The following is a 12,594-nucleotide window of genomic DNA, read 5'->3' as shown; positions in this document are numbered from 1 at the left end:
CGACTTCAGAGCCTAAGAGGAAAGTTGATCGGGGTCAATTCCCTGCGCTCTTAACATCTCCGCTAACCGGTCTGCCCGTTGACGTTCCTGCTCTGTCTTTTCATCGCCTGTCAACAAGATATTTCCCTTCTCATCACACCAGCGTAACCAGGTATCTCGCCGCCCTTCAAACTCCCCTTGCCAAAGCCTGAAGCCTAAATTCACTTGCTCTAGCCACGGCTCAGTCAATTCGGTGTGGTGTAGCCCTCGTAGTTTGTAGAGCCGTAAAGGGGGGGAATTTCCCAACTGTTGAGCGGAATCATAGACGACATAATAACTTACCCGCATTTGGGTATTGGAGAAGTATAGAGACTGCTGACCAGTAATCGTTGCTGTTTTGCCGAAGCGAAGTTGTCTACCGACGTATCATCCTCGGTGACCAGTAGATTAGCATTTGGAAACGTAACCTTATCAGTAATATTGATCACGAGACGGCTGCCCTCAGCAGAACTAATCTCATTGTATTCGCTTTATTGTAGAAGATTACTGGAGCGATCGCCCTCATTCAGTTTACTTTCCTATCCGGATTGTTGTCTCAACAGGTAGGCCTTGGGGTTAATGCCAAACTGTTTGCGAAAGGCCGCAGCGAATCGGCTCTGGTTCGCATATCCCACCGCTTGTGCCACTTCCTTCACATTCAAACGGCGATCGTTCAACAGTTGACGAGCCTTTTCCATCCGATGGCGATGAAGATAGCCAAACACCGTCGTTCCAAAGATCTCACGAAATCCTGACTTTAACTTGAAATCATTTAGCCCAACCTGCCGAGACAATTGTATCAAAGACGGAGGATTGTCTACGTTTTTGGTAATAATGTCTCTTGCCAGGTAAATACGATCGATATCATCAGGCTTCAGAGAACACAGGTTTTTTTTGGTATCTGAATTTTCTTGGTGAAGTTGATCCAATTTTAGCGCAATCAGTTCTAAGCACTTACTGGTTAGATAAATCTGTCTGGTATTCCCTATAAACGGACAATGCAAAATTTGATCGAGTGCCAATCGCATCGCAGGTGTAATCAAATTAATTTCACCAAGAAAAGATTTTTTGCTTGCTTCAATTAGTTCTGTAATATTTGAAAAGCCATTTTCTAATTCTTCGCCAATCAGTTGATAAAGTTGCTCAGGAGTATGTAAATTAATGTCTATTTTTAAAATCGCATCATTAGCATAGGTTTCGTAGATACCTCCATCCTCATAACTTCCCCATCCAATAAAGCTTTCGCCCGTTTGTTTTCCACAACGATTTCCGGAAATATTGAATCCAAATTCCCATTCGGTTCCACCTGCCTCATCAATCACACGCAGATCATCGTGAAGTCGGTATTGGAAGATCAAAAGCTCCATTCCTTGGAGGAAAATTGAGCGAATCTGACCTTGCCCAAACTGTGGTGGAACCATCTGAACTGTTTCAACTATTTTGGAACTATTAGTCGAATAGACAGCTAGATTGAATTGATTCCATATCTCATCGTAGTCTGCTCTAGAAATAGTGATTGCCATAACAGGGCGAGTAGGGTATCACAGTTAAAAAAACCTGCTTAATGAAAGCTATTCTCAAATAAACTAAACCATTCGTCAAGTATAGGAGGTTAGAACTAGGAAGAATGTCAATGTTTGCCTTTATCTCTGGCAGCATTCAAAGCTAAAGCTTAGTGATACAAGTATCGTGATCCAAATTCACAAAATGATACATATATTTTCCAGAACAGGCAAATGTAACAGCACAGGAACAATCGCATGTCCATGAGCAGCTAACTGCTTGTACATTTAATAGATTATTCTCAGCTTTGTTCTATGTTAATTCGCTTAATTGATTTACTAATTATCTCTCTTCTGTTAGAGAACTATCCTTGGCATTATCATGGGCGATCGTGGCGCTACAGGAATGCAAACAAACAGCATGTGTGTCATGATTAGAAACCCTCAACCAGATACTTAAAGAGATCATCTAATACAAGATTGGCCGCGATCGGCCCAAACCCCAGCCAATGATACGATGACACATCATAAACCTGATTGCGTTGAACGACATCTAATGCGAGCCAAAGCGGATTGGTTTTTAACTGGCTTAGTGCTGTCTGGGCATTCTGAGCAATCTCCTTAGTATGTCCATACGTCCATACAAACATCACATCGGCTTCTAGCATCGGTAGCAACTCTTTATCGATCCGCTGTTGATTTTGTCCAGTTCGATCGATCGCTTGAGCGGGTGGGCGTTTAAGCCCGGCATCGTCCAAGATTGAGCCAGGAAATGAGTTCTTTAAATAAAAAGCTAGGGCATCTGGATATACGCGCAGAATAGAAACGGTGAGTTGGTCAAGCCGATCGCCCATTGCGGTCTTGAATTCTGCCAATCGCGCACTGTAATCTGCCAGGATTTTCTCAGCTTCTGCGGTTTTTCCTAGTGCTTCAGCAAACTTGGTTAACGGAATTTTCCACTGTCCATCCGAGTCAACATCCACTAGAACGGTAGGTGCAATCTGCGATAGCGGCTGATACATACTCTCTCCAGTATGCCAAGTCATGCCCAAAATTAAGTCGGGTTTTAATCGCACAATTGCCTCTAAATTGGGACCAGTTTCGGTTAACCCGATCGTCTCAACAGGTTCTTCCGTATTGTCCAAGTGGGTCATTAGGAACGGATCAGCAGTACCCAAGTAGGCGATCGGTTTGACACCCAAAGCCAAGGCGCCGTCTAAATTATCCAAGACAACGATACGTTGGGGGTTGAGCGGAACGCAAGTTTCTCCGACAGAATGTTGCACCATGCGGCACTCGGCTGTCGGGCTTGGCGTACTGGATTGAGTCGTTGTATTGGGAGTACAGGCGGCATTACTGACCATCACAAACAAAAATGCCAGCCATCCTAGACAGATCGATCGCCACTTCCAGTTTACTTGTTGGAGTAATCTAATCATTCCAAATAACTCACCAAATAACTCACCAAATCTTGCTTAGATCTAATACAAATCCTGGTAAAAGTGATTCACCGCTTAAATGATCTGGATTATCCAACTGTTCTACTGAAACATTCGCCCGATAGATAAATACTTGTCGCTGGGGACGATCGATTAGCCATCCCAACTGAACCCCGTTCTCAATATATTCCTGCATCTTGGCTTGCAGATCTATCATGTTATCCGACGGCGATCGCAGTTCCACAACAAAGTCTAGGCTAATGGGGGCAAATCGTTCTTGCTGCTCTTCCGTTAACTGATTCCAGCGATCGAGCTTAATCTAGGCAGCATCGGGCGATCGTTGGGCACCATTGGGTAAGGTAAAACCAGTACTGGAGTCAAATCCAATGCCCGTTCCATCCTGATCTGTCCACCGCCATAATTGACCAATTAGGTTAAAGTTCCGCCCGCCTGTGGCTGATCCGGTGGGGGGCATAATGATTAAATCTCCAGTGGCGGTGCGTTCAATGCGCAACTCTCAATTGAGTTGGCAAAAATCAAAAAACTGAGCATCGGTCATATTCACAACCGGATGCAGTCGCACCAGCAATGGAGCGGATGAGGATGTGGCTGTACTCAGCATGGAAGGCTCTAGGTTAAAGGCGTGTCTATATTGTAAAATCGATCGATTCCTTCTGGATTGCCCTAAAATTCGACGGTGAAAGAACCAATGATGGTTAACGGTGCACCGGGTTCGATCGCCAACCTGCCGAAGTTAACGGATTAGAAATAGCGTTGATCAAATCTGAAATTCTCTGCAATCGCGCAACACGTGAACATGAGTGTGTACTACTTCTGCAAGTTATTCAAACAATCGATTTCAAAAGTCTCATCGAAAAATTCGCGTCCACACCAAACGACGCATCAATATAAATCAAACCTACCCTTAAACTCCTACAACGTCGATCGCGGAAATCATCCGCCCTGCTTGGGGTCTTGTTCAAGCAACTCCAACTGCTCAACCTGCTGTCTCTTAGTTGTTTGAGTTGCACATCGCGTGATAGAAACCCACGTTCTAGGATTGAAGATAGTTCACAGGCAATCATCATGATCAAACGCTCTTCTCGTTCTTTGTCATTCTGGGTGAAGTTTCTCTTCCGCCCGCTTCATCTCCTGGCCCTTGCCCTCGTTTTGTTGCTCAGTTGGCAGACGATCGCCACAGCCCAAGACACCTCATTCCTGTCATCGCGGGTGTCACGAGTGGAATCTGAAACCAGTGCTTTGCGATCGCGATTGAGTCAGTTAGAAAGTCAAGTGTCCCGCCTCAGTTCTAATGCGGGTATTGGCTATGCTACTCCCTCTGAGGTGGATATTCCACAGCCAAGCGTCTCATCGTCTGATCCGATGTTCGATCGTTTGGCGACATTAGCCATTGAACTAAAAGAACGAATTGTGGTTTTAGAAGAACAGGTAGCTGATTTGCAGACGAGAGTGCCGCAGTAGGGAAACGGAAGTGTCTCGTGATTGAGGGAGATAGTGCCGAAACTCTATCGCCACCACCTAAGACATTCAGTTGAACACCTCGGTGAAACAGTTCTACTTGCGGCGCCATCGATCAACATAAAGGGAAATTTCCCTTAGAAGGGAATATCGTCATAGTCTACAGGATTGTTGCTAGGAGCCGCAGAATAGGCGGGCGTTTTGCTGAGTTCTGCCGATCGAGGTTTGGACGGGGCAGGGGGTGCAGCTACTGTTGTGGGGCTAGCGGTGGCACTGGTTGTAGCGGTGGGGGTGGTACTGGTTGTTAAAGTTGCGCCTGCTCCCAGCAGATGAATTTTTTGTGCAGTCAGTTCTGCCCGTTTTTCTTTAAATCCTTCAGGGCGATCGATTGAGTTCATGTGCAAGCGACCCTCTACGATAATACGATCGCCTTGGTGGTAGTTCTCCTGAATCTCTTGAGCCAAGTTTCCCCACCCGACCACTTTTAGCCGGGCTGGCGGATCATCATCTCGCAGTCCAGCAATTTCTACCATGATTTCGGCGATTGGGGTTTGATTGTCTGGAGTATAGCGGAGTTGAGGCTCTTGGACGATCTCCGCCATCAAGATGCAGCTATTCATAATTCACAAGTCTCCTGGCTGATAAGTACAAACGTATGCCTCAAGTATATTCTTCAACTTTAGACCAAAGTCTAGGCGATTAGCAGCACATTGGGGCTAATCTCTACTGACTTCTGAAACTTTATTAACGTTGCGTTACTTCCTGTTTGACCCGTAGTATGTTTGCCAGCGCTTTGACGATCGAGAGAAACTATATTGGCTGGTCAGGGATTGAGTAACATTGGCAACGCGGTCTTCAAGCTCATGACTAGCATCTCAACGACCCTGAACCATAGCTTGATCCCTACTGGACAAAATCCTGCCCTGCAAGCGAGCCGTGTGATTGAATCGGTCATCCTCAAGGTCTTGCTGCTTTGCCTCAAGTTCTTCTGTGATGGGTCGAACTCACGCTAGTATTAAATACCTGAATGATGCAAAACATTATGAAATCGGTGATTACGGTTGAACTACCGCAGCAGTCTTACGACATTGTTGTTGCTCCAGAAGGAGTAGCGCATTTAGGCAATTGGATGGAGCCACTGAAACTTGGAAAAAAAGTCCTGCTGGTTTCTAATCCGATCGTTTTTAATCACTATGGAGCCAAGCTGAATGCATCCTTGGCGGCGACAGGGTTTGAGGTGTCCCACTGTATTTTGCCGGCGGGTGAGCGCTACAAAACGCTGAATTCGATTCAAAAATTGTACGATGCGGCCCTGAACAGTCGTTTAGAGCGATCGTCTACCATTGTGGCACTGGGGGGAGGTGTGATCGGCGATATGGCAGGGTTTGCAGCCGCTACTTGGTTGAGAGGCATTCACTTCGTTCAGGTCCCCACCTCGCTGTTAGCAATGGTAGATGCGGCGATCGGGGGCAAAACAGGCGTTAATCACCCCAAGGGCAAGAATTTGATTGGGGCGTTCCATCAACCGCGACTAGTGCTAATTGATCCGCAAGTGCTGACAACGCTGCCAACGCGAGAATTTCGGGCGGGCATGGCCGAGGTAATTAAGTATGGCGTGATTTGGGATGCCGAACTGTTTGCGCAATTAGAAGCTGCTGAACGATTGGATCAACCGCGCTATATCAGCGAGGACTTATTGCAGACCATTTTGACGAGATCCTGTCAGTCCAAGGCTCATGTTGTGAGCAAAGACGAAAAAGAGGCGGGGCTACGTGCCATTCTGAATTATGGCCACACGATCGGCCATGCGGTAGAGAGTTTAACAGGTTATCGCGTAGTCAATCATGGAGAAGCAGTGGCGATCGGCATGGAAGCGGCAGGGCGCATTGCTGTGGAACTGAATCTATGGACACCGGAAGCGTGCGATCGACAGCGGGCTTTAATCGAAAAAACAGGATTGCCGACCCGTTTGCCTGCTGGCTTGAAAATTGACGAAGTGGTGGCAACGCTACAAACCGACAAGAAGGTGCAAGCTGGCAAGGTGCGCTTTGTTTTGCCTACCGAGATTGGCACTGTGAAAGTGACAGATGAAGTGCCATCAGCAGTTGTGCATCAGGTACTACAGGCGATCGGCAGCCCTTAACCAATCTCCGTCGCAACGCCAATTGCAGAAATTGCAGAATATGATAGAGGGCACTGGAAATTCAGCCGTTGACCAGATGTCACTCTCAGAACTCGTTCGCCGCTACCTGCTCTACGGACTTAGTGGTCCAGTAATTGTCTTAAACCTATGGGTGTTAGGGCAAATTTTTGAATATTTTGAAGGATTAATCACGTTTACAATTCTCAGTGCCATTCTGGCACTAATTTTGAACTATCTAGTCCAATTTTTTCAGCACTTGCGCTTTACTCGCACCCAAGCTGTCTTTGTCGTATTGTTTTTATTCATATTGCTATTGGTAATTTTGGCTTCTACCCTGATTCCGATCGTTCTGGATCAGGCAACGCAACTGGTGCAGGGCTTGCCGAATTTGCTGGAAGCCAGTCAACGCAATTTAGTTTGGGCTGAGAATTTAATTGCTCGCTATCACTTACCGTTCGATCTCAACCAAATTGGGCTTCAGCTTACCAGTCAAGCGCAAGAGACGATCGGGCTGTTGCCAGAACTGGCGATTAATACCGCCGGTCAGCTATTTGGCGTAGTCCTGCTAATTGTGTTGGCATTTTATATGCTGCTGTATGGCGATCGATTTTGGCAGGGATTGCTGAAGCTCTTGCCTGCAAAGCTAGCTAGAGCGCTACATGAATCGCTAAGGCAACAGTTCCATCAGTTTTTTCTCAGTCAGCTATTGTTAGCGTTGGTCATGGTACTCTGCCTCATTCCTACGTTCCTGATTCTCAAAATTCGCTTTGCTTTGCTGCTAGCCTTGGTGGTGGGATTGTTTGAAGTCATTCCTCTGTTTGGAGCCACGATTGGTATTAGCCTGATCACGCTGTTGATTTTGGGGCTACAAGGCTGGATTCCCGCGCTACAAATTGTGGTGACCAGCGTTGTTTTTCAGCAAATCACTGATAACGTCGTTGCGCCCAGAATTCGGGGTGATTTCACGGGGCTAAATCCGATTTGGATTGTGATTGCTCTGCTGATTGGTGGACGAGTAGCTGGCTTTCTGGGGGTCGTGTTGTCTATGCCCATTGCTGCCACCATCAAAAGCACGATCGAAACAATGCGATCGGATGAACTAGGCTCCTTGACTGATCTAACACCACCTAATTAAGTGGAGAGTTGTCCTGATTAGACACTGCTTCTTGCGCGACTAGCTTCAACTTGGCGTAGAAATCAGAGAATTCGGAAGCCGGAACAAATTGATGAATCGGTTCGCGATGTACGCTTGATCGGGCTGTACTGATCATCACTAGTGGTTCTGCAAAGCGATCGTCTGGTTGAAAGGGAGGAACAGGAGAACTCGTCGAAGCAGACGTTGCCGTAGGCGGTGAAGTCGGCTCAATGTCAATTGATTCGGGGGGCAAATCTGACACAGAGGCAGGCGTTGTTTCGGTGTCAGTCGGCTGTTCGGAGTTGAGGGGGGACGTTGTCGCCTCGCTAGAGGGAGGTTGCGAAAGCGATGAAGAGGCTGGGGAAGAGGGCGGGGTTGCAGATCCGATTGAAGGGGGATGGAGTACGCGAGGTGACGATCGTCGAGATGGACCCTGATAAAAGCGGGGTAGTGCCGTTGAGTGTCCCGGAAACCGCCCGCAGATAATGCGCTCAAATTCATGATTGAAGCGATAAAGCGATTTGCCCCGGCGTTTCCACAGGTTCAAAATCTGCTCAACCGAAATGGCTTTATAGCGGCCTTGATAGAGAGCTTCAATCACAGCCAGCCGTACCCACTTGATAGGATAATGCTGTAGCCAAGCTTCTACAACCTGCCCAACAGTGTACCCATCAAGATCAAAACTGTAACGTGTTAATAAATCTGTGACATCAATCGCTGTGACATCCTTCGCCAGTTCTGTCATAACTGAGGCAGATAGAAGGTTCTGATTCTACTGTAATCCTGCTTGGCACTAAAAGCTCGTTTTTGCTTTAAAAGCTTGACAAAGACAATACCTTGCAGAAGGTATAAAAAATTGCACAAAAGTTCAGAGATGCCCCGATTGGAATTGGAACCAATTGAAAAACTTAGGTGTCTTAAAGCTTTGCTAGCCTGTCTGGATAGTATCGCTGAAGGAGAAAAGACGAAGCAGGAAGGGCAGATCTTGTGACTAACACTGTGACTAACATCAACGTTGGGAGCCCGAATTTGTCCTCTTCTCGATGAATTAAGTAGACTTGAAACGATTCCTACTCGTTGGAACGTTTATAGGTAGGTCAGCTATAGGTAGGTCAGCGTTATCATAGGGACTTGAAATTGAGGCTGAAGATGGTGGAGAAGTACAACGTAAAGCCGATTGGCTATCGCCCTAAGTTAGAACCTAAGTTAGAACCCCGGTTTCAAGCGGTTCCTGTGGCGGTTCGTTCGTCAACTGGATTGGCAAAGCAGATTCGATCGACTCAGACTGGGTCTACAGTCGCTGCAATCTCTCAGATGGGGCTTTGGTTACGATCGGGCAAAAATTTAGATTTTTGTCTGCTGGCAGTGTGCTCGTGTGTGTTGTCGTTGCTCTGCCATCAAACCCTTAACTCACTGCCCTCAACTCCTACCATTGCCAGCGGATCGGCTGCAACATCTGTTCCCGTTGCTACGCCATTTCGACTAGATTTAGTGATTAAAGCGGGATTGTTTACCACATCGTCCCAAACGCAAAAGGAGAAGGAATAACCCTCTCCTTGCTCGAGTTCAAATTAGCGTTCGCGTTGCACTGAAGGTTTGCCGCGCCATCATTGTTGCTGTCATTGATGCCGTTATTGTTGAAGTTGAAGACGCAACAAGCCGATTGTAACGATCAACAGCTAGCGGAGAAAACTGCTAATTACCCATAGGACAAGGAAGGTGATAATGGCGGCTACAGTTTCAACGGTTGCAGGAATCTGTGGCAATTGCGGCAACAGCAACATGCCAAGCTGCAACCCAATCACGACACCTAAAATCAGACCCAAGAAGGTCAGCAGAAAAGCCCGCCCCAACTTATTTTCCTTCCGCGCTAGGAAGTAGACACTAAAGCCAACTCCTACCGCCAGAGTAAAGGCAGGGCTAACAACAAAACTTAATAAACTAGTTCCTAAAAATAAACCTGCTGGCAGCAGCACATCCGTTCGACTAGGCGTGTCAACGAGCCGCTGAAACCAATTGGGAGTTTGCGGCGTGGGAGGCGGTGTGTAATCTGTGGGAGGTTCAACGCGGCGTTCTGCAAAGCGAATGCGATCGGGTACTTTAATTTTGCCTTCTTGGCGCAATCGTAAGCGATCCATCAAAATCGCATCATAGGCAGCTTCAATCGCTTCCACTTCTTTACGATCGCCGCTATGGGCTTCCACTAACCGATTGCGAGCCTCCTGAATCTCATCAAAGGATGATTCATCATTTACCCCAAGCCTCTCATAGGGACTTTTGTCGCTCATCTACAACCTCCAGAAGACTCCCTTTACATAATCGATTATGATTGGCATAAGGAAATTAGTGACATCGGTAGCAAGGGGCATCGTTTCATGTGTTCTACCCTAGACCGCAAACCATCGCTGCTTAGCCATTAGTTTAACCATCTACCTACCGCCCGCAAACAAAATCAACAAAAGGTTACTTTGGGGAGTGCACTGTTTTCCCGCCTTCTTCATCCTAAAACAGGGCGATTTTCCCTGCTAATTATTAAACTGATGATTGTTCCAGTAATTATTCCAGTAATGCCCCAGTATGCCGAGTATATAGTTATTGTGAATCGATGCGCGATCGGATGAGGAGGTCGCGTGCAATTTTTCATCTAGCCTTGATGATTCTGTTCCAATTTTGCTCCTGTCTTGTTTAATGTTGACGCTAAGGTTACGGCTATGGCACAAGCCAAAATTCTCGTAGTTGACGATGATCCCGCTATCCGAACACTGATTTACCGTTTTCTCTCCAAGCAGAATTATCAGTTAGAATCTGCCGAGGACGGTAAAAGCGCTATGGCAATTTTTGAGCAGTTCAATCCAGATCTCGTGATTTTGGATGTGAATTTGCCCGACGCCACTGGATACACCCTTTGTCAGGAAATGCAGAGCCGTACGGGTGTTTTCGTACTGATGCTGACAAGCCGCAGCGATGAGGCTGATAAAATTCGAGGGTTCTCTCAGGGGGCTGATGACTATCTCACCAAACCGTTTAGCTTAGGCGAATTAGAGGTGCGAGTCGGAGCCATTTTGAAGCGGCAACGACCAGTGACCACCGCTGAACAGCAATGTTTAGCATTCAATGGGTTAGTCATTGATCCAGTACGACGGGAAGTGATGCTGAACAGCGAAATGATTCCATTGACTGCTCTAGAGTTTGACTTGTTGCATTTTTTGGCCAGTCATCCGGGGCGAGTCTGGCGGCGCGCCGAACTCATTCAAAAAGTTTGGGATTATGAATATGTAGGCGATCAGCGGGTTGTGGATGTTCATATTGGTCAAATCCGCAAGAAGATTGAGATCGATACGTCACAGCCTGCTCTCATTCAAACGGTGCGAGGTGTAGGCTATAAGTTTGAAGCGCCAAACCTTGAAGCTCAAGGAGAACCCTCATCGATTTCTTAGCTCTGGGTTTCCCGGCGTCAGAATCGCCATCTGACAAGTGCTGAAACCATGACCGTAGCAGGAGCAATCCCAAGCAGGAGACGTAGTTGGCTAAAACAATGTAAGGTGGGTCTTGCCCACCTTACCAGTTCGCAATCAATCACCCCACAATCGGAAAGTTACGCGGCCCAGTTCTTCGCTACGATTTCAGCCAAGTCAACTACGCGCTGGCTATAGCCCCATTCGTTGTCATACCAAGCGACGACTTTCACCATGTCGCCGCCCATAACCATTGTCAGACTGGCGTCTACAATTGAAGACGCATCAGTTCCGCGATAGTCACAGGATACGAGGGGCAGATCACTATATTCCAAGATTCCCTTCAGCGATGTTTCTGCCGCCGATTTGAGAACCTCGTTTACTTGCTCCATGATGGTGGGTTTTTCTACCTGAACCACTAAGTCCACGATCGATACGTTCGGCGTGGGGACGCGCAGCGCAATCCCGTTCAGTTTGCCTTTGAGATCAGGCAGCACCAACGCAACGGCTTTAGCGGCTCCAGTGGTAGTAGGCACAATATTTAAGGCAGCAGCCCGGGCACGCCGTAAATCACGGTGGCTGGCATCTAGCAAGCGCTGGTCGCCCGTATAGCTATGAGTGGTAGTCATTGTGCCTTTGACAATACCAAAGTTTTCATGGAGTACCTTTGCGATCGGAGCAAGACAGTTGGTCGTACAGCTAGCGTTGCTGACCACATTATGCTTATCGTGGGCATAGTCGGCATGGTTGACTCCGACCACATACGTGCCAATGTTATCGCCTTTGCCAGGAGCAGTGATCAGCACCTTCTTGGCTCCTGCTTCAATGTGCTTAGATGCCCCTTCGTTGGTGACGAATACCCCGGTGGCTTCAATAATCAAATCAATATCCCACGCTCCCCAGGGCAAGTTCAGGGGATTTCGATCGGACACACACTTAATCGTTTTTCCGTTGACTGTCAGCGTGTTGTCATCAGCACTGATATCTGCATCCAGCTTTCCCAGCATAGAATCGTACCGAAGCAGGTGCGCATTGGTTCTGGGGTCAGAGGTATCGTTGATGGCCACTACCTCGAACTGGCTGCTTTCCCGTCCCAGCCAGCACCGCAAGAAGTTACGCCCGATGCGTCCAAAACCGTTGATTGCTACTCTAATCACTGCGTCTTGCCCTCTGTGTAGATAAAAAAATCATTAAGTAGTGAAACAGATCATACACGTTAAGGAGTTTGCCTCTCAAGAGATTCCGAGCGGGATCATAGACAAAAAATTAGGGATCAAAAATAGGGAGTGGGGGGATAGGCTCAAAAAGCGCTAAATAAGTCACTTAAGCAGTAAGTAAAACCGGGGGGATAAAATCCACAAGTTAGCAATAGGAATTTTTTCCTATTGACTTATTTTTTCTTCCGGGTTTATTCCCGTGTGGA

At 47.1% G+C, this 12,594-nt stretch carries 11 protein-coding genes and 3 pseudogenes; 5 read left to right on the top strand and 9 right to left on the bottom strand.

The window, feature by feature from the left end; genetic code table 11:
• Positions 1-12: 12 nt before the first annotated feature.
• From OXH18_RS20560 to OXH18_RS20545, 5 genes and pseudogenes are all read right to left on the bottom strand, one after another.
• Positions 13-494: pseudogene (locus OXH18_RS20560) on the bottom strand (hypothetical protein).
• 63 nt (positions 495-557) lie between these two features.
• Positions 558-1,439, bottom strand: coding sequence for a helix-turn-helix transcriptional regulator (locus OXH18_RS20555; protein ID WP_268609333.1), 882 nt, complete (start codon positions 1,437-1,439; stop codon positions 558-560).
• 244 nt (positions 1,440-1,683) lie between these two features.
• Positions 1,684-1,767 (bottom strand): annotated as a pseudogene (locus OXH18_RS25570) (hypothetical protein); the annotation flags it as partial.
• A gap of 187 nt (positions 1,768-1,954) precedes the next feature.
• Complete coding sequence (locus OXH18_RS20550) at positions 1,955-2,959, bottom strand: ABC transporter substrate-binding protein (RefSeq protein ID WP_268609332.1); 1,005 nt, start codon at positions 2,957-2,959, stop codon at positions 1,955-1,957.
• A gap of 22 nt (positions 2,960-2,981) precedes the next feature.
• Positions 2,982-3,473, bottom strand: a pseudogene (locus tag OXH18_RS20545) (Uma2 family endonuclease).
• Positions 3,474-4,045: 572 nt separating this feature from the next.
• Here OXH18_RS20545 and OXH18_RS20540 point away from each other — a divergent pair.
• Positions 4,046-4,441, top strand: a complete 396-nt coding sequence (locus OXH18_RS20540; protein WP_268609331.1) for a hypothetical protein — start codon at positions 4,046-4,048, stop codon at positions 4,439-4,441.
• 134 nt (positions 4,442-4,575) lie between these two features.
• On the opposite strand, the gene OXH18_RS20535 is transcribed toward OXH18_RS20540, so the two are convergent.
• On the bottom strand, positions 4,576-5,058 hold the full coding sequence (locus OXH18_RS20535; protein ID WP_268609330.1) for a single-stranded DNA-binding protein: 483 nt from the start codon (positions 5,056-5,058) through the stop codon (positions 4,576-4,578).
• Between the two features lie 422 nt (positions 5,059-5,480).
• Here OXH18_RS20535 and aroB point away from each other — a divergent pair, with 422 nt between their 5' ends.
• Both aroB and OXH18_RS20525 read left to right on the top strand, forming a co-directional pair.
• Positions 5,481-6,581 carry a 3-dehydroquinate synthase gene (gene aroB, locus OXH18_RS20530; RefSeq protein ID WP_268613224.1) on the top strand — a complete coding sequence of 367 codons (1,101 nt, stop codon included), beginning with the start codon at positions 5,481-5,483 and terminating at the stop codon, positions 6,579-6,581.
• Positions 6,582-6,657: 76 nt separating this feature from the next.
• Positions 6,658-7,716 carry an AI-2E family transporter gene (locus OXH18_RS20525; RefSeq protein ID WP_268609329.1) on the top strand — a complete coding sequence of 353 codons (1,059 nt, stop codon included), beginning with the start codon at positions 6,658-6,660 and terminating at the stop codon, positions 7,714-7,716.
• On the opposite strand, the gene OXH18_RS20520 is transcribed toward OXH18_RS20525, so the two are convergent.
• Positions 7,709-8,461 carry a hypothetical protein gene (locus OXH18_RS20520; protein WP_268609328.1) on the bottom strand — a complete coding sequence of 251 codons (753 nt, stop codon included), beginning with the start codon at positions 8,459-8,461 and terminating at the stop codon, positions 7,709-7,711. The two genes, OXH18_RS20525 and OXH18_RS20520, sit on opposite strands and share 8 nt — an antisense overlap.
• Before the next feature lie 404 nt (positions 8,462-8,865).
• Between OXH18_RS20520 and OXH18_RS20515 the strand changes: the two genes are divergently transcribed.
• A complete protein-coding gene (locus OXH18_RS20515) occupies positions 8,866-9,264 on the top strand; it encodes a hypothetical protein (RefSeq protein ID WP_268609327.1) in 399 nt (132 codons plus the stop codon).
• Between the two features lie 131 nt (positions 9,265-9,395).
• Here OXH18_RS20515 and OXH18_RS20510 read toward each other — a convergent pair whose 3' ends face one another.
• Positions 9,396-10,004 carry a CPP1-like family protein gene (locus tag OXH18_RS20510; protein ID WP_268609326.1) on the bottom strand — a complete coding sequence of 203 codons (609 nt, stop codon included), beginning with the start codon at positions 10,002-10,004 and terminating at the stop codon, positions 9,396-9,398.
• Between the two features lie 423 nt (positions 10,005-10,427).
• Here OXH18_RS20510 and OXH18_RS20505 point away from each other — a divergent pair, with 423 nt between their 5' ends.
• Positions 10,428-11,153, top strand: coding sequence for a response regulator transcription factor (locus tag OXH18_RS20505; RefSeq protein WP_268609325.1), 726 nt, complete (start codon positions 10,428-10,430; stop codon positions 11,151-11,153).
• A gap of 158 nt (positions 11,154-11,311) precedes the next feature.
• Here the strand turns inward: OXH18_RS20505 and OXH18_RS20500 are convergent, their stop codons facing one another.
• Complete coding sequence (locus OXH18_RS20500; RefSeq protein ID WP_268609324.1) at positions 11,312-12,328, bottom strand: type I glyceraldehyde-3-phosphate dehydrogenase; 1,017 nt, start codon at positions 12,326-12,328, stop codon at positions 11,312-11,314.
• Positions 12,329-12,594: the final 266 nt, after the last annotated feature.

Origin of the sequence: Thermocoleostomius sinensis A174 (genome assembly GCF_026802175.1) — a bacterium.
GTDB lineage: Bacteria > Cyanobacteriota > Cyanobacteriia > Elainellales > Elainellaceae > Thermocoleostomius > Thermocoleostomius sinensis.
This window is presented reverse-complemented; position numbering and strand designations above follow the sequence as displayed.